The sequence below is a fragment of the Paenibacillus sp. FSL H7-0357 genome, assembly GCF_000758525.1.
Classification (GTDB): Bacteria; Bacillota; Bacilli; order Paenibacillales; family Paenibacillaceae; genus Paenibacillus_AQ.
Genome location: NZ_CP009241.1, coordinates 5,759,241 through 5,781,461, shown reverse-complemented (window position 1 = coordinate 5,781,461; position 22,221 = coordinate 5,759,241). Strand labels below are relative to the sequence as shown.

The following is a 22,221-nucleotide window of genomic DNA, read 5'->3' as shown; positions in this document are numbered from 1 at the left end:
TAAGTTTAAAAAAAAAACGGTTTTCAGAAAATATTGCTCTAGATTTTTTTGACCACTGGTTGTATAATCATAAACCATATACCACATTCTATTTAGGGGGAACTGCTAGATGAAGAAGAGTAAAAGTCTATTGCTCATGATTGCATTAGTTTTAGTCATCGGCACAGTGCTTGCTGGCTGCGGCGGAAACAATGCAAACAATGGCAAAAATGCCAGCCCGACCAATGCGCCGGCTGACAACGCAGGTAACAAGAACACAGGAAACGCAACTGGCGATGAGAAGTTAGCTGCTGACCAAACGCTTAAGATCAACCTGAGCTCCGAGCCTCCTACATTTGACCCGCAACAAGCTCAAGACAGCACATCCAATGCTATCCTGAAATTGTTGTATGAAGGACTTACTCGTCAAAATGCAGAAACTGGGCAAGCTGAAGAAGGTATTGCTGAGTCCTGGGAAATCTCCCCTGACGGCCTGGTGTATACTTTCAAACTTCGTGATGCAAAATGGAGCAACGGCGACGCTGTAACAGCTAAAGACTTCGCCTTTGCTTGGCAACGTGTCCTTGATCCGAATGCGGAACAAGCCGCTCCTTACGCTTACCAATTGTTCTACATCAAAGGTGCTAAAGACTTCAACGAAGGCAAAATCACTGATTTCAGCCAAGTTGGCGTTAAAGTAGTTGACGATAAAACACTTGAAGTGACACTGACCAACCCTACACCATATTTCTTGGGTCTGCTGTCTTTCTATACGTACTACCCAGTGCATAGTTCCGTTGCAAATGATCCAAAATGGGCAACTAAGGTTGAAACCCAAATTACTAACGGACCTTTCACTTTGTCTGAGTGGACAACTGGCCAATCTCTGGCCGTAGTTAAGAACCCATCGTACTATGCTGCAGATCAAATTAAAGCAGCAGGCATCAACTTCTCCATCGTAAACAGTGGTGCAACTGAACTGCTGAGTTACAAAAACGGCGAACTTGACCGTGCAGGCGGTCCGATTGGTGAAATTCCAACCGAGCAACTGCCAATCGTTGAGAAAGAATTCCCTAAAGAATTTTCAAGAAAAGGTATTTCCAGCGTTTACTACTACCAGTTCAATGTAACTGAAAAACCTTTTACAAATGCTAAAATCCGTAAAGCCTTGGCTATGGCTATCCAACGTCAGCCAATCATCGATAATATCACTTTGGGCGGACAACTGCCGGCATTCGGTTTTGTTCCTCCGGGCATCCAAAGCAATGAAAAAGAATACCGTGCTCAAGTAGCTGATTCCCAATACTTCAGTGAAGATGTGGAAGGCGCTAAAAAATTGCTTGCCGAAGGTCTGAAAGAAGAAGGCTTGGATAAACTGAGCTTCTCTCTGACTTATAACACAAGTGAAGGCCACCAAAAGATCGCTGTAGCCATTGCTGATATGTGGAAAAAGAACCTCGGCGTTGAAGTTAAGCTCGAGAACAAAGAGTGGGGCGTCTTCATCGAAGACAAACAGAACAAGAACTATCAAGTAGCACGTGCCGGCTGGTCCGCGGACTTCAATGATCCAATGACTTACCTTGATATGTGGGTAACTGGCGGCGGTAACAATGATACTGGTTACTCCAACCCAGCGTATGACAAACTGATCGACGAAGCTAAAAAATCTTCAGACAATGCTGTTCGTCAAGAGAAGTTTACTGCTGCAGAAAAAATGATTATGGATGATATGATTTTGATTCCAATCTATTACTACACAAACAACTCGTTGACTAAAGAGTACCTTAAAGGTGTAACTCTTGACTTCAGCGGTGCAATCGACCTGAGCCGCGCTTACTTGCTCGAACACTAAGAGTAAAGCTTGCAACAAAATACAGTAATATAATATCTGAAGGTTTTTATATTACTTCGGGATATATATGTGGAACTCCATATATATCCCTTTTTTTTGTATGGGATATTAAATGAGATTATTTGGAAAAAATAACAATTTGATTAAATGGACAAATGAGTATTTTTTCCTTAGAATAGGTAAGTAAAAATATTGTCGAAGGAGGTGATGGCGGGCATGGTTCGTTATATTTTCAACAGATTTCTCCACATGATTATTTCCCTGTTTGTATTGATATCTGCGACCTTTTTTCTAATGAAGGCGATTCCCGGAGATCCATTCACAGCAGAAAAGAAAATTCCTGAACAAATTTTGCAGCGTCTATACGCGCAGTATAATTTGGACAAGCCCGTCTTTGAGCAGTACGTAATTTATTTGAAGAATATTATTAAAGGTGACCTGGGCATCTCAATGAAAATGCTTAACCAGGAAGTAACAGATATTATTTCACAAACCTTCTCTTCATCGCTGAAGCTTGGGGTTGTGGCTATTATTGTAGCGATTATTATAGGTGTAGGGCTAGGGATGCTTGCAGCTCTGCATCACCGGAAATTGATCGATAATGTCGCAATGATATTGGCTGTTCTCGGTATTGCTGTACCGAGCTTTGTTGTGGCTTCATTGCTGCAATATTTGCTGGCCTATCACTGGAAAATTTTCCCTGTCATGGGCTTTAAAGGACCGATGAATTATTTCCTCCCGGTTATGGCACTGACGGCGTCGCCGATTGCAGTCATTGCACGTCTTACCCGTTCCAGCATGCTTGAAGTGCTTCATGCCGATTACATCAAGACAGCAAAGGCGAAGGGCCTCAGCTGGATGTCGATTTTATCCCGCCACGTGTTGCGCAACGGTATTATGCCGGTAATTACTTATGTGGGACCGATGACCGCGAACATTATTACCGGTTCTGTTGTCATTGAACAAATCTTCGGTATCGGCGGTATCGGTAAACAGTTCGTTCAAGCGATTAACACACGTGACTATCCGATTATTATGGGTATCACCATATTCTATGGTGTAATTTTGATGGTCGCACGTTTCCTTACGGATGTCGCTTATGTTGCTGTTGACCCACGTATTAAACTTGCTGGAGGAAAGGAGGATTAACGTTGGCTGCAAATAATAATACTGTTGCTCCACATGTGGACCTGAAGCCAGAAGATTTCCGTAAAATCGGCATTGATGAGAAGGAAGCGGAAGTGATTCAGCGCGAAAGCCTTTCCGCTTGGCAGGATGCATGGCAGCGTCTGCGCCAGAACAAATTAGCTATGGTTGCGCTGGTTATTATGATCTTGATTGTCATTATGGCCATTGTTGCTCCGCATTTGGTTCCTTATACTTATGATTCGAATGATTTGATGAGTACGAACAAGAAACCATCCTTGGATCACTTGTTTGGAACGGATGATTTTGGACGCGATGTATTTGTCCGCACCTGGATGGGTGCCCGGATCTCGCTGATTGTCGGCCTTGCCGCTGCGATGATCGACTTAATCTTTGGTGTTATTTACGGTGGGATCATGGGATTCTTCGGTGGACGCATCGATACAGTAATGAACAAGTTCTCCGAAATTTTATATTCGATTCCTTATCTGCTCGTAGTAATCATGCTGCTTGTAGTATTTGAACCGAGTCTGTGGACGATTATACTTGCCTTGACCATCACAGGCTGGATCAATATGTCCTGGATTGTGCGCGGCGAGATTATGCAGCTCAAAAACCGTGAATTCATCTTGGCCTCCCGCTCTATGGGTGCTGACTGGAAACGCCTGCTGTTCAAGCATTTGCTTCCAAATGCAATGGGGCCTATTATTGTTACCGTAACGTTGTCCGTACCAAGCGCAATCTTCTCCGAAGCGTTCCTCAGCTTCCTCGGACTTGGCGTACAGGCACCGGTAGCTTCACTCGGTTCCATGATCAATGACTCCCTTACAGGCTGGATGTACTATCCTTGGCGGATGATCTTCCCTGCGCTTGTTATCAGCTTGACCATGCTGTCCTTTAATATTTTTGGTGACGGACTCCGTGATGCACTGGATCCTAAGCTGAAGAAATAGGAGGTGAACATTGATGGAACCCATTCTGCAAGTCAAAGATCTGCATGTTTCCTTTTTTGTAAAAGGTGGAGAAGTACAGGCTGTCCGCGGTATGAATTTTGAAGTAGGCAAAGGTGAAACGGTAGCCATTGTCGGTGAGTCCGGCAGTGGTAAGAGCGTTACGGCGCAGTCGATTATGCGGCTCATCCCTACACCGCCCTCCAAAGTGAAACAGGGCGAGATTATTTTTCAAGGACAGAATCTGCTGAACAAAAGCATGAAACAAATGGAAAGTATTCGCGGCAAAGATATTGGCATGATATTTCAAGACCCGATGACTTCTTTGAACCCAACTATCAAAGTGGGCAAACAGATAACCGAAGTTTTGATCAAACATCAGAATATGTCAGCGGCCGAAGCGAAAAAGCAAGGTATTGAGATGCTGAAATTAGTTGGCATCAAAAATGCGGAGGCTCGCTTTAACCAATATCCCCACGAATTCTCCGGCGGGATGCGCCAACGTGTAATGATCGCCATTGCACTGGCCTGCCGCCCGGCTCTGCTGATTGCAGATGAGCCGACAACGGCGCTTGACGTTACGATTCAAGCGCAAATCATGGATGTTATGAAAGAGATGCAGCAAAAACTGGGGACCTCCATCATCCTGATCACTCATGATCTCGGCGTAGTTGCAGGCATGTGTGACCGGGTCATCGTTATGTATGCTGGTGAAGTGGTGGAAACAGGTACCAGATGGGAAATCTTTAAGAATCCGCAGCATCCGTATACCAGGGGGTTGCTGCGGTCGATGCCGCGTCTGGACCAAAAGAAGGGTGAGCCTTTGATTCCGATCATCGGGACTCCCCCGGATCTGATTAAGCCGCCGATCGGCTGTCCGTTCACAGCGCGTTGCAGTGAAGCAATGCATGTCTGCGAACAAATCGATCCCGGTGCAACAGAGTTCAGCGAAACGCATATGGCGCGTTGCTGGAATCTGCATTCGATGGCCAAGGAGGTGCAGTTCGTTTGAGTAAGAACCTGATTGAAGTTGAAGGTCTTAAGAAATATTTTAATGTAGGCAAAGGTAAAGTTCTTAAGGCTGTTGATAATATTAATTTCTCAATCCGCGAAGGTGAAACCCTGGGTATGGTTGGGGAATCCGGATGCGGAAAGACTACTGCCGGCCGTACGGTTCTTCGTTTGTATGAACCGACTGCAGGAAGCGTAAAGTACAACGGCACTGATATTTATAAATTATCCGCGGGCAAAATGAAGGCGCTGCGCCGTGACATGCAGATGATTTTTCAGGATCCGTATGCTTCACTTAACCCGCGTCTAACGGTGTCTGATATTATCGGGGAAGCACTGGACATCCATGGGATGGCCGGAAGCCGTGCAGAACGCAAGAAACGGATTGAAGAGCTGCTGGATATGGTTGGACTTAACCATGACCATGCTACACGCTATCCGCATGAATTCTCCGGCGGCCAACGCCAGCGTATCGGGATTGCCCGGTCGCTTGCGGTAAACCCTAAGTTCATCGTCTGCGATGAGCCGATTTCCGCACTTGATGTGTCCATTCAGGCGCAGGTTGTTAACCTGCTCAAAGAACTGCAGGAGCGTCTTGGACTTACTTATCTCTTTATCGCACATGATTTGTCCATGGTTAAGCACATCAGTGACCGTGTGGCGGTAATGTACCTGGGTAAAATGGTTGAGCTTGCAGAAAGCGAAGAGCTTTATGCGAACCCGCTTCACCCGTACACGAAATCGCTGTTATCGGCGATTCCAGTTCCCGATCCGGAAATTGAAGTCAATAAGAAACGTATTCATCTGCATGATGAGCTTGGCAGCCCGATTTACTCGGCTAACGAGAAGAGCAATGACGCCGATTTTGAGCTTGTAGAAGTATCCAAGGGGCATTTTGTTGCTAAAGCATTCGCTTAAGGCAAGCAAAGCTCTCTTTTATAACTGAAACAGAGGGGGTTGTGGCACAAGTCATACAATGGCTTATGGCACGGCCCCCTTTTGTATAGGGAATTTTGTTTGTAATAAGAATCTTAAGTTATTTTTTGACGCCAACACTTACATTGGATACAATCATAAAGAGTTTACGAACTTGTGATTACATATAGCAGGCATAGCTGAACAGGAGGCATTTGTACATGGAAGTAGTACCGGAACCGATCCCGGGCGGATCTGCGCTCGCACGCGACTATATAGACCGTTATGAAACGGTAGAGCATTTGTACGGCGGGGATTTCAGAAATGAAGACAGCCGGGAGAAACGGGCAGCGTGGCTGGATGCAAATGAACATCAGCGTGCTGACCGTACTAAGATTGCTTCAGCCTTACGGCTTTATAACGAACAGCATAATCCCCATTCTGCGGTAAGGAATGCTCTGGCGCTGCTGGAACAGCCAGGGACGCTGGTGGTGACCGGTGGGCAGCAAAGCGGCCTGTTTACAGGCCCGCTGTTTGTCGTATATAAGGCAATCACCACCATTCAGGCGGCAAAAGAAGCTGCAGCCCAGCTTGGACGGCCGGTTGTGCCGCTCTTCTGGATTGCCGGTGAAGATCATGACTGGGACGAGGTTAATCATACATTTGTCTTAAACCGCACCGGGGAGATCACCAGAATCAAGCTGGACAAAGCTGAAGGCCCCCGTTCTTCTGTCAGTAATATTAAGGTGGAAGAATCGGGATGGGAGCAGGTCATTGCCGAGCTGGATGGCTTGCTTCAAGAAAGTGAATTCAAACCGCAAATCATGGAGTTTATCCGTGAATCGTCACGAATGGCGGGCAGCATGAGCGATGCTTTTGCCAAGCTGATCGGTTCGTTATTCGGCAAATTCGGCCTGATTCTGCTGGATTCTGCCGATCCGGAACTGCGCAAGCTGGAGAAGCCGTTTTTTGCCAAACTGATTGAACGCAATGATGAGCTGGAAGCAGCCTACAAACAATCGGCAATGCGTATAGTTGACGGAGGATATGAGCTGCAGGCAGATGTGACCTCCGGCAATGCGAATCTTTTCTATATACATGAAGGTGCGCGGCTGCTGCTGCATAAGGCGGATGGGCGATATACTGATCGCAAGGGTGTCGTCTCCTTCTCACCGGAGGAATTGCTGGCAGTGCTTGAAGATCATCCTGAACGCTTCAGCAACAATGTGCTGACACGCCCGCTTATGCAGGATTATGTCCTGCCGGTTCTGGCCACAGTACTGGGACAAGGGGAACTGGCCTATTGGGCCATTCCACGCGATGCCTTCGAAGTTGTCGGCGGACAGATGCCGCTGATCCTTCCGCGCATGTCTTTTACAGTCATAGAAGGAACACTGCATAAGCATATGAATAAATACAGCCTCACCTTCGAGGATGTAAGACAAGGGCTTGAACAGAAACGGAAAGAATGGATCACCGCCCAGGATGAACTGGAGCTTGGCCGCCGGTTCGAGGAAACGAAGGAAGCCTTCTCCGCCATGTATGAGCCGCTGATCGAACAGCTCGGAACGATTCAGGCCGGTCTGCTTAAATTAGGCAGTAACAATAAAGAGAAGATCCTGGATCAGATTGCATTTTTACAGGGAAAAGCCCAGGATGCCATGGAGAAACAAAATGAAGCTGCGCTCCGCCAATGGGAACGGATTGAGCTGTCACTCATGCCGCTGGGAAAGCCGCAGGAAAGAGTATACAATATGATGTATTACTTGAACCGCTACGGCCCGGCTTGGCTGGACGAACTGATGACCATACCCGCTGACTTCAGCGGAACGCACCGTATTATTTATATGTAGGGAAAAAGAAGTAAGCTTACGAAGGAATTTTTGTTCGAAGCTATATAAGTTGAACTAAAGAACTAGCTAGAGGCTAAACAGCGGAGGGGAAGTTTGGAACTGTAGGAGCGATAGCGACCGCCTTTGTCTACGGATTTCTACCGCTAAGAGCGGTATTAATCAAGAAATCTGTAGACAACAGCGGCCGGAAGTCCAAACATTCACCGCAGTTGCGTTCTAATGCCGGATCAGTAAATCTAAAGTTCAACTTATATAGTTCAAGGAAGTCTATGTTTACAAAACTTTTAGGAGGTTTCATAAATGAGTTCAATGTCGAAAGAAAATAGTATTGTCGCAGACATGTCGCTTGCTCATGAAGGGCATCTGAAAATCGACTGGGTCCGCCAGCATATGCCGGTGCTGAACCGTATCCGCGAGCAGTTCGAAGCTGAGCAGCCTTTCAAAGGGCTGAAGGTGTCGATTACGCTGCATCTGGAAGCAAAGACGGCTTATCTTGCGAAGGTAGTCAAGGCGGGCGGTGCTGAAGTTACAATAACCGGATCAAATCCGCTGTCGACCCAGGACGATGTCTGCGCGGCGCTTGTCGAAGACGGCATTACAGTGTTCGCCAAATATAATCCCTCACCGGAGGAGTTTAAGGCACTGAATATCAAGGCTTTGGAGAGTAAGCCGGATCTGATCATCGATGACGGGGGGGATTTTGCGACCCTGCTGCATTCGGAACGTCCCGACCTGATGGAGAATATCCGCGGCGGTGCCGAAGAAACCACTACAGGGATCATTCGGCTGAAGGCACTGCAGAAGCAGGGCATCCTGAAGTTCCCGATGGTTGCCGTCAACGATGCGTATTGCAAATATTTGTTTGATAACCGTTATGGTACGGGCCAGTCGGCATGGGACGGGATCGTCCGTACAACCAACCTGATTGTAGCAGGCAAAACCGTGGTTGTAGTCGGTTACGGCTGGTGCGGCAAAGGGGTAGCCATGAGGGCTAAAGGCTTGGGCGCTAACGTAATCGTCACTGAAGTGGATGCAATCAAGGCAGTGGAAGCGCATATGGACGGATTCCATGTGATGCCGATGCTGGAAGCGGCCAAACGCGGTGATTTCTTCGTTACGGTTACCGGCAACCGGTATGTCATCCGCGGCGAGCATTATGATGTTATGAAAGACGGCGCAATTATGTGCAATGCCGGACATTTTGATGTGGAAGTGAATAAACCGGAACTTGCGGAACGATCGGTATCTCAGCGCACTGTGCGTAAAAATATCGAGGAATACCAGTTGAAGGACGGACGCAAGCTGTATCTGCTGGCTGAAGGCCGGCTGGTCAATCTGGGTGCGGCCGATGGGCATCCGGCGGAAATAATGGATACGACTTTCGCTTTGCAGGCGTTGTCGCTTAAATATGTGAATGATAATTACAAGAGCATCGGTGCTAAAGTGGAGAATGTTCCTTATGATCTGGATGAGCAGGTGGCACGCTACAAGCTCGAAAGTCTGGGAATTGCTATCGACAGCCTGACTCCAGCGCAGGTGGAATATCTGGACAGCTGGAATTTGAACGACTAAGCGGTATTTTATCCTTATCGATAGGCCCGTTGCCATGTATATGGTGCGGGCTTCTTTTTTTGATCCGGATGGGTGAATGCATAGAGTCAGGTGCCTGTGGAGGAGATGACTTGACAAACAAGAAAAAATTACCTTGCTGCGGAAAAAGGTTTTTGATTTTTAATGGCGAATCTATTATGCTTAGGTGGTGTAAAGTGGGGTAAAGTGGGGAATCGGTAGCAAGGGGTGGGTAAAACTATGTTTATGGGGGAATTCCAGCATAGCATTGACGACAAGGGCCGCATCATTATTCCGGCCAAGTTCCGTGAATTGCTCGGAACCTCTTTCGTAGCGACCCGCGGCCTCGACTCCTGCCTGTTTGTTTATCCCATGGAAGAATGGGGAATCATGGAGCAAAAGCTCAAAAGCCTTTCACTGATGAAATCGGATGCCCGTGCCTTCAGCCGCTTTTTTTTCTCAGGAGCGACAGAATGTGTATGGGACAAGCAAGGCAGGGTGAATCTGCCGGGGAATTTGCGGCAATATGCCAAGCTGGACAAGGACTGTGTTATTCTGGGCGTTTCGAACCGGGTGGAGATCTGGAACAAGGAGCTATGGGAGCAGTACTTCGAACAGTCAGAGGAATCGTTCAACGAGATTGCCGAAAAATTGGTGGATTTCAATTTTGATCTATAACATACACAAACACAATTCGAATACTGCCCTGGAGGGATGCAGCTTGTTTCACCACATCACGGTGCTTAAGGAAGAAGCGACAGAAGGGCTGCACATCAAGAAGGATGGGATTTACGTTGACTGCACGCTCGGAGGAGCCGGACACAGTTCTCTTATCGCATCCAAGCTTAGCGGCGATGGCCGGCTGATCTGTCTGGATCAGGATGAGTGGGCTTTGAACAATGCGAGGGAGAAGATGGCTGAATACGGGGAGAAGGTTGTTCTGGTTAAGACCAACTTTCGCGATCTTGAGCAGGTGCTGAAGGAGCTTCCTTTTGTGCCGCAAAAAGATGGCGTTCCCCAGGTCGACGGAATCCTGTTTGATCTTGGCGTATCCTCACCCCAGTTCGATGAAGGGGAACGGGGGTTCAGCTATAATCACGATGCTCCGCTTGATATGCGGATGGACCAGTCCGCAGAGCTGACTGCAGCCGAAATCGTCAATACATGGACCGAACAGGAAATCGCCCGCGTGCTTTTCCAATACGGAGAAGAGAAGTTCTCGCGGCGGATCGCCCGCAAAATTGTGGAGCGAAGAGAGGAACAGCCGGTAGAAAGTACAGGCGAATTGGCTGAGCTGATTAAGGAAGGCATCCCTGCAGCTGCGCGCAGGACGGGTGGACATCCCGCCAAACGCAGTTTTCAGGGTCTGAGAATCGCCGTGAACGACGAGCTTGGCGCTTTCGAGGAAGGACTTCATGGAGCGGTACGCTGCCTGGCACCCGGAGGAAGGGTATCAGTAATTACCTTCCATTCTCTGGAGGACCGGATTTGCAAGCAAATCTTCAGCAGCTATTTAAGCAGATGCACTTGCCCGCCTGACTTTCCTTTTTGCGTATGCGGCGCTGAAGGTACTCTCAAGTTAATTAACCGCAAGCCGCTCGTTCCTTCCGGGGAAGAGCTGGAGCTTAACCCGCGCGCCCGTTCAGCGAAACTGCGTATTGCAGAGAAATTGTAAAAAGACGATAAAGGAGAGTCAGAGATGGCCTATACCCGCGGCAATTTAGCAGTTCAACCCAAGAGAAAAGAAGAGGTAAACCCGCTTTACCGCGAGAAGACAAAAGTTGTCACTAGGCGGATGGTGATTCCACTGCAGGAGAAGCTGATGTATATGCTGACACTGGGAGCATTCGTGCTGGTGGCTGTCGCCCTGATTTGGCGTTACGTCCACATTTATGATTTGAACTTGCAGGCTCAGAAGCTGGACAGCGAAATTGCAAACAACAAAAAGCAGATTGCCACATATCAGATGGAGAAGCAGAATTTAGAGCAGCTGGTAATCGAGAAGGCAAAAAAGCTGGGATACGTGCAGCCGCCTGAGGATACCACTATTTATGTGCCGGTGGGTAGTACTTCAACTGACGGAGACAACCAATAGCGATTGGCAGAAGTCGCAATAATAGAGTTTGTGAGGTTTCCTTATGGTAAAAAGAATAAAACTTCGCACGCTGTTTATAGGAGGGTGTATTACCCTCTTTTTTCTTGTTTTAGTCGCCCGGGTCTTCTGGATACAGGTTCTGCAAAGCGAGTCCTGGCAGGAAAAGGCGGCCGAGCAGTGGGCCCATAAATCGGTTATTAAAGCGGTGCGGGGAACGATTGAAGACCGTAACGGCATTGTTCTGGCTAGTGATGTCCCGGCGTATACCGTTGTGGTGGACCCCGCGGTCATTGCTGAACTGAAAATCGGGGAAGAAGTTATTCAGGGTCTGCATGACCTGCTGAACAAGCCGGTGGATCAGTTGAAGATACTGGTTGAGGCCAAGGATGATAAAGGCAATTTTCTCAAGAATCGCGAGGTCCGTACCGAAGGCTGGAAAATCGACCAGGAAATGAAGGACAAGGTGGACGCTTTTATCGAAAAGCTCCGCAAGGAGCATGATATTCTCGAAACCGGCGTCGGCACGGTCAGGGAGCAGAGACGTTATTATCCCAAGAAAACACTTGCCGCGCATATTTTGGGTTATACCGACAGAGACGGTATTGCCATAGCGGGGCTGGAGAAATATTTCGACAAGCAGCTTAAAGGCGTCGACGGCAAGCTCTATTACCAGAGTGACGGCAAAGGATTCAAGCTGCCTGACTCACAGGATACTTTTCAGCCTGTCGTGAACGGCAGTGATTTCAAGCTGACCATCGACAGCACAATTCAGTATTACATCGAAGAAGCGATGAAAAAGGCTTATGAGCTGTACAAACCAAAGTCCATAAGTGTGATTGCCGCCGACCCGAACACGATGGAGATTCTGGGCCTGGCCAATTTGCCTACCTTCAATCCCAATGAATTCTGGAATTCGGAAACGAAACCGGGGGACTTCTATAACCACGCCATCATGTCGAGATTTGAGCCGGGCTCGACGTTCAAGGTTGTAACGCTGGCCGGTGCGGTGGAGGAAAACCTCTTTGATCCGAATGCCTATTTTAAGTCCGGCCAAATCAAACTCAAGGGTTTGCGCAAGCCTATTCCTGATATCAACAGAGTAGGATGGGGTGAAATCACTTACCTTGAAGGGGTTAAACGTTCCAGCAACGTAGCTTTTGTCAAGCTAGGCTATGAAATGCTTGGAAAGGAAAGGCTGTTGCAATATATCACTGATTTTGGTTTCAAAGATAAAACAGGCATCGACCTTCCGGGAGAAATCATCGGGCTCGTTAACCCAGACCCGAACAATGTGTCGGAAAATGCTACACTTTCTTACGGTCACGGGAAATTGCTCGTTACTCCGATCCAACAGCTTACGGCGGTGGCAGCGATTGCGAACGGCGGCAAGCTGATGGTACCTCATGTCGTCAAGGAAATTACCGATCCGAATACCGGGAAGACAACGGTCACCCAGCCTGAGGTTGTGCGTCAGGTTATCTCGAAGGAAAGCGCACGCGAGACCGGAAGCTATCTGGAGCAGGTTGTTGCGGATTTGCAGCATGGGACCGGGAGACACGCCTACATTGAGGGCTATCGTGTGGCGGGCAAGACCGGGACGGCGATCAAGCCTGACGGCAAGGGTGGTTATGACCGGGACAAGGTGCGCTCTTCCTTTCTCGGATACGCACCGGTCAATGATCCGAAGATCGCTGTCTATGTCATTATTGACGAGCCTGCCGACGCTGCCGGCGGCGGTATCGCAGCGGGCCCGGTGTTCCAGGAGATCGTATCCCAGGCGCTGCCCTATATGGGCGTGCCCAAAATGGGTGACACGAGCGATACCGACAGCGGCAAGAAAACGGTCAAGGCGCAAGCCTCTGTACAGCGCAAGGCACCTGATCTGACCAGCAAAACCGTGAAGGCAGCCAGAGAGCTGCTCATCAATGGGGGATATGATTTTGAAACGGTGGGTCAAGGAGCTACTGTGGTCAGCCAGTACCCAGAGAAAGGAACTGTGCTTGCAACAGGACAGCGCATTTACCTGTTAACTCAGCAGGGGGAGAAACAGACCATTCCGGATTTGCGCGGTCAATCCCTGCGGGATGCACTGGAAATTCTCAATCTTCTGAAGATCGGCATTGCAGTGGATGGCGAAGGGTATGTCTCCGAGCAAACGGAAGGCATCAAAAATGGCAAGCCACTGGTTACTCTGAAGCTCAATCCGATCAATGAATACGGTGAGGATATTCCGGTTACGGAGCCGGTGGAGGATGCAGCGGAAGAGTAGCCGGGGATCTCAGGCTATTTAAAGAAGTGAACCAAAGCCGTTCCGGCAGCGGTAAAACCGTGTTAGCCTGATTAGCGTATGAGCGGCAATCGTACAGGCTGTTCTAAGCCCTGTTTGTCCCGAATAGTCATGAGATAAGAGATCATGTCTATACGAGCGAAAGCGGGGAGAACGGAATGAAGGTTTCGAAAGTCGTAACTCGGCAGAGAATGCTGTGGACGCTGCTGGGATTGGCCGTATTGTTCGGCTCTCTGGCCGTGCGTCTTGCCTATGTGCAGTTGTCCAAAGGTGAAGAACTCAGCGCCAAGGCGGAAAATTTGCTGCGCCGTGACATACCTTTTACTGCAAAACGCGGTGAAATATTGGACCGTGAAGGGACGTCACTGGCCTATAATGTCAGCTCGCCTACGATTTATGCGGTTCCTGTGCAGGTGAAGGATAAGCAAGGAACAGCACAACAGCTGGCTCCACTACTCGGCATGACTGAGGTGAAGCTAGTGACGCTGCTGTCTAAAGGGAAGTCTTCGGTGAAGTTACAGCCCGGCGGCCGCAAAATTACGATGGAGCTTGCCGCAAGCATCCGTGATTTGCAGCTGCCGGGCATCGTTGTCGCTGAGGACAACAAACGTTATTATCCTTACGGGGATTTGGCGGCCCATATTCTTGGGTTCACGGGAATTGATAATCAGGGCATCACTGGCGTTGAGAATATTTACGATAAACTGCTGCGGGGAATTGACGGGAAAATATCCTATTTGTCTGATGCAGGCGGCCGGTTAATGCCTGGCTCCTCTGAGAAGTATTTCGAACCCCAGGAGGGACTGAGTCTGCAGTTGACCATTGATAAGCAGATCCAGTCCATTATGGAACGTGAGCTGGATCAGGCAATGGTGAAATATCAGGCTCAGGGCAGCTGGGCTATTGCCATGAATCCGAAGAATGGCGAGATTCTGGCAATGGCGAGCCGGCCGGGTTATGAGCCGGGCGCTTACAAGGAATACGATGCGGCAGTGTATAACCGTAATCTGCCGATATGGATGACGTATGAACCGGGTTCGACATTCAAGATTATTACCCTGGCTGCGGCGCTGCAGGAGGGGAAGGTGGATTTGCAGCATGAGCATTTTTTTGACCCCGGTTTTATTGAGGTCGGCGGGGCGAAGCTGCGCTGCTGGAAAAAAGGCGGCCATGGCAGCCAAACCTTTCTGGAAGTGGTGGAGAATTCCTGCAACCCGGGTTTTGTCGTGATGGGCCAGCGTCTTGGCAAAGATACCTTGTTCAAATATATCCGTGATTTCGGCTTTGGCACGAAGACGGGGATCGATTTGAACGGGGAGGCAAGCGGCATCCTGTTCAAGCCTTCGCAGGTGGGGCCGGTGGAACTCGCTACAACAGCCTTTGGCCAAGGGGTGTCGGTTACACCGATTCAGCAGATTGCGGCAGTGTCTGCGGCAATAAACGGCGGTAAGCTGTACACGCCTCATGTTGCCAAGGCATGGATTAATCCGGATACCGGTGAGACGGTATCGGAAGTGAAGCCGCAGGAAGTGCGGCAGGTTATTTCCGAGGAAACCTCGAAGAAGGTGCGGGCTGCCCTTGAGAGCGTAGTTGCCAAAGGCACCGGCCGGCCGGCATTTATTGACGGCTACCGTGTGGGGGGCAAGACAGGGACGGCACAGAAAGTAATCAATGGCCGATATTCTCCTACAGAGCATATCGTATCTTTTGTAGGCTTTGCGCCTGCGGATGACCCGCAGATTGTTGTGTACACTGCGGTGGATAATCCACAGGGCATACAGTTTGGGGGCGTGGTGGCGGCTCCGATCGTACAGAACATTCTTGAGGACTCCCTGCGTTATTTGAAGGTGCCGGAGCGTAAAGACCAGCTTCCCAAAACCTATAAGTACGGAGAGACTCCGATTGTGACGGTTCCCGATCTGACAGGCGCCACAGTTCAGGATATTTATGAAGATCTCAACATGAATTTTACGCTCGTGCGTTCAGGCTCAGGCAATACCGTAGTCAATCAGGCCCCCAAAGCGGGAGCTAGAGTCGAACAAGGTTCGACAATCAGGATTTATATGGGGTCTTCCGTGAATGATAAGAATGACAAAGCAGAGTGAGGGATTGCTATGAACATTAATGAATTATCTTCTTGTCTTGCAGCTTCGCGCCTATACGGCGATGGTGAAACAGAGATTTCCGATCTTCAGACGGATTCCCGCCAGGTGAAACCGGGTGATTTATTTATTTGTTTGCCGGGACATACTGTGGATGGGCATAAATTTGCCCCGCAGGCTGCCGCGAGTGGAGCCGCTGCCATCGTCTGCGAGCGGAGGCTGGATATTGATCTGCCCCAGCTCGTAGTGGACGACAGCAGGTTTGCTATGTCCGTGCTGGCAAATGTCTTCTTCGGATCGCCTAGCAGCCGCATGAGAATGATAGGGATCACTGGCACCAACGGCAAAACTACCACCACTTATCTGATTGAACGGATCATGCAGGACCATGGTGTAAAAACGGGACTGATCGGAACCATTCAAATGCGATATGACGGACAAAGTTATCCGATGTCAGGTACCACGCAGGAGTCGCTTGAACTGCAGCGTACGCTTCAAGATATGGTGCTTAAAGGTGTACATTGCTGCGTGATGGAGGTCTCCTCCCATGCGCTGCAGCAAGGACGCGTGAAGGGGACAGATTACCGCACAGCAATATTTACGAATTTAACCCAGGATCATCTCGATTATCATCATACAATGGAAGAGTATCGCGCCGTTAAAGGCCTGTTCTTCTCCCGTCTCGGCAACGCTATTTCTCCATGGAAAGAAGAGCGCAAATATGCCGTACTTAACGCGGACGATGAGGCGAGCGCTTATTTTTCTGCCCAGACTGCAGCGGAAGTGATTACATATGGCATCGACAGCAAGGCAAATGTCCGAGCCTCACAAATTTCGATCACATCCAAAGGAACATTTTTCCATGTGGATACGTTTAAGGGAGAGGCAGACATTTCTCTGCGCATGGTCGGCAAGTTTAACGTATATAATGCACTTGCCGCTATCACTGCCGCTCTTCTAGAAGATGTGCCGCTTCAAGAGATCAAAGCCAGCTTAGAGTCTGTGCCAGGTGTGGACGGACGGGTGGAGTCGGTGGATGAGGGGCAGGACTTTGCGGTTATCGTTGACTATGCCCATACACCGGATGGCCTTGAAAATGTGTTGAAGGCAGTCAGCGAATTTGCAACCGGCAAAGTGCTTACCGTCTTTGGCTGCGGCGGCGACAGAGATACCACTAAACGGCCGTTGATGGGGAAGATCGCAGCCAAATACAGCGACAGCGTATTTGTGACCTCTGACAACCCACGGACTGAAGATCCGCTGCTGATTCTGCGGGATATTGAAGCGGGACTGAAAGAGGATGGGGTAGCGCAGGAACGTTATGAAATGGTTCCCGACCGGCGGGAAGCGATCAGAAAAGCTATTGAAATGGCAAGCCCCGGCGATGTAGTATTGATTGCGGGGAAAGGTCATGAGACCTACCAGTTGATCGGCGGAGTGGTTCATGATTTCGATGACCGCATTGTCGCCAAAGAAGTGATAAGGGGCCGAAGCTATTGATTACAAGAACGCTGCGAAATATCGCTGACATGTGCGGGGGAGAAGTGCTTTCCGCTGAAGATATGAATGTGAAGATTGCCGGAGTGGTTACCGATTCCCGCAAAATTACGTCTGACTGTCTGTTCGTTCCGCTTGCCGGAGACAACTTTGACGGACATCATTATGGTGCCGCAGCTTTGGCTGCGGGAGCGGCCGCAACGCTATGGCAGAAGGATAAGGGGACTGCGCCTGAAGGCGGCGGGGTTATTCTGGTAGAAGACACGCTGTCTGCACTGCAGAAGCTGGCTGCTGCTTATTTGAGCGAAATTGCTCCGCAGGTTGTTGCGGTTACAGGCAGCAACGGCAAAACGACTACCAAGGATATGATTACAGCCTTGCTTGAAGGACAATTTAAGGTTCATAAAACTCAAGGCAATTTCAATAACCATATCGGACTGCCGCTTACGGTCCTTTCTATGCGCGAGGATGTGGAGATCGCCGTGTTGGAGATGGGGATGAGCTCAAGGGGCGAAATCGCCCTGCTCGCTTCGCTCGCTGCGCCTGATGTGGCCGTCATCACGAATGTAGGTGAATCCCATTTGCTGCAGCTCGGCTCCCGCAAGGAGATCGCCCGGGCCAAGCTGGAGATTGCCGAAGGGCTGAAGCCGGGAGGTCTGCTGATCTATAACGGGGATGAGCCGCTGCTAGCTGAGGTTATGGCTGAAGCCTCCTTCCATGCGCCCGAGGGAATGCAAACCTTGCGTTTCGGCATCTCTACGGATAACGATGATTATCCGACCGGGATGATGACGCACAGCGGAGGTATGACCTTTACGAGTTACCTCCACAAGGAGCGTGCCTATACGCTCCCGCTGCCGGGCAGGCATAATGTAGTCAACGCATTGGCCGCGCTTGCGGTTGCACGCCATTTCGGCGTAACTGATGACCACATAGAGGATGGACTGAAGAGGCTTAAGCTGACCGGCATGCGGATTGAAGTGATGCTGACCTCTTCGGGGCTTACCTTGCTGAATGATGCTTATAACGCCAGTCCTACCTCGATGAAAGCAGCGATTGATGTGCTGCAGTCTATGAAATGCACTGGCAGCCGAATCGCTGTGCTGGGGGACATGCTGGAACTTGGGCCGGATGAAGTGCGGTTCCACCAGGAGATCGGGACTTATCTCGATCCTGAGGAAACGGATCTGGTTTTTGCCTATGGACCACTCTCCGCCCACATTGCTGAGACGGCAAGGGACAAATTCGGAGCAGAACGCGTGTTTTCTTTTACGGACAAAGCGGAGCTGACTTCCGTCTTGATCGGGAAATGCAGTCCTGACGATGTTGTGCTGTTCAAGGCTTCCAGAGGGATGCGCTTGGAAGAAGTACTGCACAGCCTAAACAAACATTTTGAGCAAACTTAACATATTGGAGGGGGTGTACCCATGGATTATCAACTGCTGCTGCTGACGATTGCTGTGTCCTTTATCCTTGCGGTCATTGCCGCTCCGCTGATCATTCCGCTGCTGAGACGGATGAAATTCGGACAGCAGGTTCGTGATGACGGACCGCAAACTCATTTGAAAAAAGCTGGAACGCCTACCATGGGCGGTATCATTATTATGGTGGCCTTCACTTTATCTTTTCTGAAATTTTCCGTGGTGAATTCGGACTTTTATGTCCTTTTGGTAGCAACGCTCGGTTACGGGCTGATTGGTTTCCTTGATGATTATATTAAAATTGCATTCAAGCGTTCGCTGGGACTTACAGCCCGCCAAAAGCTGGCAGGTCAACTGCTGATCGGGGTGGTGTTATGCGTTCTGTTGATTAACGCCGGCCATAACACAGGCATCAGCATACCGGGAACCTCCATCAGCTTCGATTGGGGCGCATGGTTCTACTATCCATTTATTATCCTCATGATGATGGCGGTCACGAATGCAGTAAACTTTACTGACGGAGTAGACGGATTGTTGTCGGGTGTCAGCGCGATCGCGCTTGCCGCCTTTGCTGTAGTGGCCATGCAGGCTACCTCGATTGCTGCCGGTGTCTGCGCAGCGGCGATGATCGGGGCGGTATTAGGTTTTCTGGTATTTAATGCACATCCGGCAAAAGTATTTATGGGAGACTTCGGTTCCTTCGGAATTGGCGGTGCGATCGGGGCTATTGCGATTGTGACCAAAACCGAGCTGCTGTTTGTTGTGATTGGCGGAGTTTTTGTGGTTGAGATGCTGTCTGTGATTTTGCAGGTAGCCTCCTTTAAAACGCGCGGCAAGCGCATTTTCAGAATGAGCCCGATCCACCATCACTTTGAGCTCGGCGGCTGGTCCGAATGGCGGGTTGTTGTCTCCTTCTGGGCGGTTAGCCTTGTGCTGGCGGCAGTAGGACTATATATCAGCAAGGGGTTGTAAAGAATGAAACATCCGGATATGTACCGAGGGGAAGAGGTGGTCGTCCTGGGGCTGGCTAAAAGCGGCGTCCAGGTGGCCAAAGTGCTGCATGAGCGCGGTGCGGTAGTTACGGTCAACGATAAAAAGGAAAGAGATCAAAGTCCCGAAGCTTCCGAATTGGAATCTTTGGGAATTTCTGTTATATGCGGCGGACATCCGGAAGGACTGATTCATTCAGGTGTCAGCCTGGTGGTCAAAAATCCGGGCATTCCCTACACTGTTCCTCCAGTGCAGCAGGCGCTGCAGCTAGGCATCGAGGTTGTGACCGAGGTGGAGGTGGCTTACCGGCTCTGTGCCGCCCCCATGATCGGTATTACCGGCTCCAACGGCAAGACAACGACTACGACCTGGGTAGGCCGCATGCTGGAGGCCGCAGGGATGAAGCCGATTGTTGCCGGCAACATCGGTACGCCGCTCTCTCAGGCCGCTCTGGAGGTGGATGAGGACAACTGGATGGTTGTCGAACTAAGCAGCTTCCAGCTTAAGGGGACGGAGACCTTCCGTCCCAAGGTGGGTGCTCTGCTGAACGTAGCCGAAACCCATCTGGATTATCATGGCGACATGGACGATTATGTGGCTTCCAAAGCGAAGCTGTTTGCTAACCAGGGGCCTTCTGACACGGCTGTGCTGAACTGGGATGATCCGGTTTGCCGGGGCCTGGTTCCTTACATCAAAGGCAGCATATTGCCTTTCTCCATGACGGAGGAGCTGGTTCAGGGCATCTTTGTCCGTCCCTCTTTTGTGCCGGATACCGAAGATGACCACAATCGGGTAATCATTTATCGTGATTATTCGGAGAGCGAGACGGAGATTGCCACGGTAGATTCCATTGGCCTGCCGGGGCGGTTCAACGTTGAGAATGCCTTGGCTGCCTGCGGAATCGCCATCGCTGCCGGAGCAGCTCCGGAGGGTCTTGGTGCTGTGCTGGCTTCTTTCCGCGGGGTGGAGCACCGTCTGGAATATGTGGCGGATAAGGCTGGCGCCGCTTACTACAACAATTCCAAAGCAACAAACTCCAAAGCCACCTCCATGGCATTGGCTTCGTTCCGCGAGCCGATTGTATTGATCGCCGGGGGGCTCGACCGCGGGTCCGATTATATGGAGCTTCTGCCTGTCCTCAGCGGCAATGTGAAGGGGCTGGTGGTCCTGGGGCAAACAAAGGACAAGCTGGCCAGTGTGGCGCAAATGGCAGGAGTAAAGCACATCATCTCCGTCGATAATGGGGAGAGCGCCGCCGCCGTGCTGCAGGAGGCTGTCCGGGAGGCTTCCGCTCTTGCGGAAGAGGGAGATGTTGTTCTCCTGTCTCCTGCCTGTGCAAGTTGGGATATGTTTACCTCGTATGAGGAGCGCGGGCGTATTTTTAAAGAGGCGGTGCATAACCTTTAAGTAGGGGGGTGGATAAGCCCCTACTACGGATGCAAGAGGTGTGCTCCTGATGAAGAAATCCCGTCATGCGCCTGATATCTGGCTGCTGATTCCGATTCTGGCTCTACTGGCAATCGGCATGGTGATGGTGTACAGCGCCGGGTCCGTTTTGGGCTTCCGCAATTATGGCGATTCGTTTTATTTTGTTAAAAGACAGCTGCTGTTTGCCGGACTGGGTCTCGGGGCAATGTTTGTTACTGCCAACACGGACTATCTGGTGCTCAAAAAATTTGCGAAGCCTGCTCTGATCATCTGCTTCGTTCTGCTCGTGATGGTGCTCATTCCCGGAATCGGGGTTGTGCGCGGCGGTGCGCGGAGCTGGCTGGGCATCAGCTCCTTCGGAATTCAACCCTCCGAGTTTATGAAGATGGGGATGATTCTTTTTCTGGCAAAATGGCTGGGACAGGATGACTATGATATCTCCGTCTTCACTCGAGGGCTGCTTCCTCCCCTGGCATTGATTGGTTCTGCCTTTGGGCTGATTATGCTGCAGCCGGATCTGGGCACTGGCACTGTAATGTTCGGTGCGGCTCTGATGATGGTGTTCACGGCAGGAGCCCGGATGAAGCATCTGCTGTCACTCGGTGTGGCCGGCATCGCCGGGTTCGCCGGATTGGTTGCTGCCGCGCCATACCGCTTGCAGCGCATTACAGCATTCCTGGATCCCTGGTCGGATCCGCTCGGCGCCGGTTACCAGATTATCCAGTCGCTGTATGCAATTGGACCTGGCGGCCTTGGCGGTCTTGGACTGGGCATGAGCCGGCAAAAGTACAGCTACGTGCCGGAGCCGCAGACTGATTTTATTTTTTCTATATTGGCCGAGGAGCTCGGATTTATCGGGGGGCTGGCAGTACTGCTGCTGTTTCTGATTCTGATCTGGCGCGGGATGAAGGTGGCGATGAGCCTGCCTGACCGTTTCGGCAGTTATCTGGCCGTAGGCATCGTCTGTATGGTGGCTGTCCAGGTTATCATCAACATCGGTGTTGTCATCGGGATGATGCCGGTAACGGGCATTACGCTCCCGTTGATCAGCTATGGAGGCTCGTCGCTGACCCTGATGCTTACAGCACTCGGTATTTTACTGAATTTATCCCGTTATGCGAGGTGA

17 protein-coding genes are annotated in these 22,221 nt (G+C 50.2%); all 17 read left to right on the top strand.

All coding sequences use genetic code 11. From position 1 onward, the window contains the following. The first annotated feature begins 109 nt into the window (after window positions 1-109). Window positions 110-1,831: a peptide ABC transporter substrate-binding protein gene (locus H70357_RS25640; protein WP_038595384.1), complete on the top strand. Its 1,722-nt coding sequence runs from the start codon at window positions 110-112 to the stop codon at window positions 1,829-1,831. Window positions 1,832-2,047: 216 nt separating this feature from the next. Then, window positions 2,048-2,980, top strand: a complete 933-nt coding sequence (locus H70357_RS25635) for an ABC transporter permease (protein WP_038595383.1) — start codon at window positions 2,048-2,050, stop codon at window positions 2,978-2,980. Window positions 2,981-2,982: 2 nt separating this feature from the next. Beyond that, window positions 2,983-3,930 (top strand): ABC transporter permease, encoded by a 948-nt coding sequence (locus tag H70357_RS25630; protein ID WP_038595382.1) that lies wholly within the window; start codon window positions 2,983-2,985, stop codon window positions 3,928-3,930. Window positions 3,931-3,943: 13 nt separating this feature from the next. Next, complete coding sequence (locus tag H70357_RS25625; protein ID WP_038595381.1) at window positions 3,944-4,939, top strand: ABC transporter ATP-binding protein; 996 nt, start codon at window positions 3,944-3,946, stop codon at window positions 4,937-4,939. Further along, complete coding sequence (locus H70357_RS25620) at window positions 4,936-5,856, top strand: ABC transporter ATP-binding protein (protein WP_038595380.1); 921 nt, start codon at window positions 4,936-4,938, stop codon at window positions 5,854-5,856. Before H70357_RS25625 ends, H70357_RS25620 begins: the two co-directional genes overlap by 4 nt. Before the next feature lie 218 nt (window positions 5,857-6,074). Then, a complete protein-coding gene (gene bshC / locus H70357_RS25615; protein WP_038595379.1) occupies window positions 6,075-7,706 on the top strand; it encodes a bacillithiol biosynthesis cysteine-adding enzyme BshC in 1,632 nt (543 codons plus the stop codon). A 300-nt stretch (window positions 7,707-8,006) separates the two neighbouring features. Further along, window positions 8,007-9,278, top strand: coding sequence for an adenosylhomocysteinase (locus H70357_RS25610; RefSeq protein ID WP_038595378.1), 1,272 nt, complete (start codon window positions 8,007-8,009; stop codon window positions 9,276-9,278). A 237-nt stretch (window positions 9,279-9,515) separates the two neighbouring features. Then, a complete protein-coding gene (gene mraZ / locus H70357_RS25605) occupies window positions 9,516-9,953 on the top strand; it encodes a division/cell wall cluster transcriptional repressor MraZ (RefSeq protein WP_038595376.1) in 438 nt (145 codons plus the stop codon). A gap of 43 nt (window positions 9,954-9,996) precedes the next feature. After that, on the top strand, window positions 9,997-10,950 hold the full coding sequence (gene rsmH, locus H70357_RS25600; protein ID WP_038595374.1) for a 16S rRNA (cytosine(1402)-N(4))-methyltransferase RsmH: 954 nt from the start codon (window positions 9,997-9,999) through the stop codon (window positions 10,948-10,950). A gap of 24 nt (window positions 10,951-10,974) precedes the next feature. Then, on the top strand, window positions 10,975-11,370 hold the full coding sequence (locus H70357_RS25595; protein ID WP_038595373.1) for a hypothetical protein: 396 nt from the start codon (window positions 10,975-10,977) through the stop codon (window positions 11,368-11,370). Between the two features lie 43 nt (window positions 11,371-11,413). Further along, window positions 11,414-13,639 carry a penicillin-binding transpeptidase domain-containing protein gene (locus H70357_RS25590; RefSeq protein ID WP_038595371.1) on the top strand — a complete coding sequence of 742 codons (2,226 nt, stop codon included), beginning with the start codon at window positions 11,414-11,416 and terminating at the stop codon, window positions 13,637-13,639. Between the two features lie 176 nt (window positions 13,640-13,815). After that, on the top strand, window positions 13,816-15,762 hold the full coding sequence (locus H70357_RS25585; RefSeq protein WP_038595370.1) for a stage V sporulation protein D: 1,947 nt from the start codon (window positions 13,816-13,818) through the stop codon (window positions 15,760-15,762). A 9-nt stretch (window positions 15,763-15,771) separates the two neighbouring features. Further along, window positions 15,772-17,259: a UDP-N-acetylmuramoyl-L-alanyl-D-glutamate--2,6-diaminopimelate ligase gene (locus H70357_RS25580; protein WP_038595369.1), complete on the top strand. Its 1,488-nt coding sequence runs from the start codon at window positions 15,772-15,774 to the stop codon at window positions 17,257-17,259. Then, window positions 17,256-18,662, top strand: a complete 1,407-nt coding sequence (locus H70357_RS25575; RefSeq protein WP_038595368.1) for a UDP-N-acetylmuramoyl-tripeptide--D-alanyl-D-alanine ligase — start codon at window positions 17,256-17,258, stop codon at window positions 18,660-18,662. The genes H70357_RS25580 and H70357_RS25575 overlap by 4 nt, the downstream gene beginning before the upstream one ends. A 21-nt stretch (window positions 18,663-18,683) precedes the next feature. Next, entirely contained in the window at window positions 18,684-19,649 is a 966-nt protein-coding gene (gene mraY, locus H70357_RS25570) for a phospho-N-acetylmuramoyl-pentapeptide-transferase (protein ID WP_038595366.1), read from the top strand. Window positions 19,650-19,652: 3 nt separating this feature from the next. Further along, window positions 19,653-21,074 carry a UDP-N-acetylmuramoyl-L-alanine--D-glutamate ligase gene (murD, locus tag H70357_RS25565; RefSeq protein ID WP_038595365.1) on the top strand — a complete coding sequence of 474 codons (1,422 nt, stop codon included), beginning with the start codon at window positions 19,653-19,655 and terminating at the stop codon, window positions 21,072-21,074. Window positions 21,075-21,123: 49 nt separating this feature from the next. Then, window positions 21,124-22,221, top strand: coding sequence for a stage V sporulation protein E (gene spoVE / locus H70357_RS25560; protein ID WP_038595363.1), 1,098 nt, complete (start codon window positions 21,124-21,126; stop codon window positions 22,219-22,221).

Coding starts and splice junctions, on each gene's coding strand:
- H70357_RS25640 (WP_038595384.1), top strand. CDS start 110: ATGAAGAAGAGTAAAAGTCTATTGCTCATGATTGCATTAGTTTTAGTC.
- H70357_RS25635 (WP_038595383.1), top strand. CDS start 2,048: ATGGTTCGTTATATTTTCAACAGATTTCTCCACATGATTATTTCCCTG.
- H70357_RS25625 (WP_038595381.1), top strand. CDS start 3,944: ATGGAACCCATTCTGCAAGTCAAAGATCTGCATGTTTCCTTTTTTGTA.
- bshC (WP_038595379.1), top strand. CDS start 6,075: ATGGAAGTAGTACCGGAACCGATCCCGGGCGGATCTGCGCTCGCACGC.
- H70357_RS25610 (WP_038595378.1), top strand. CDS start 8,007: ATGAGTTCAATGTCGAAAGAAAATAGTATTGTCGCAGACATGTCGCTT.
- mraZ (WP_038595376.1), top strand. CDS start 9,516: ATGTTTATGGGGGAATTCCAGCATAGCATTGACGACAAGGGCCGCATC.
- H70357_RS25595 (WP_038595373.1), top strand. CDS start 10,975: ATGGCCTATACCCGCGGCAATTTAGCAGTTCAACCCAAGAGAAAAGAA.
- H70357_RS25590 (WP_038595371.1), top strand. CDS start 11,414: ATGGTAAAAAGAATAAAACTTCGCACGCTGTTTATAGGAGGGTGTATT.
- H70357_RS25585 (WP_038595370.1), top strand. CDS start 13,816: ATGAAGGTTTCGAAAGTCGTAACTCGGCAGAGAATGCTGTGGACGCTG.
- H70357_RS25580 (WP_038595369.1), top strand. CDS start 15,772: ATGAACATTAATGAATTATCTTCTTGTCTTGCAGCTTCGCGCCTATAC.
- mraY (WP_038595366.1), top strand. CDS start 18,684: ATGGATTATCAACTGCTGCTGCTGACGATTGCTGTGTCCTTTATCCTT.
- murD (WP_038595365.1), top strand. CDS start 19,653: ATGAAACATCCGGATATGTACCGAGGGGAAGAGGTGGTCGTCCTGGGG.
- spoVE (WP_038595363.1), top strand. CDS start 21,124: ATGAAGAAATCCCGTCATGCGCCTGATATCTGGCTGCTGATTCCGATT.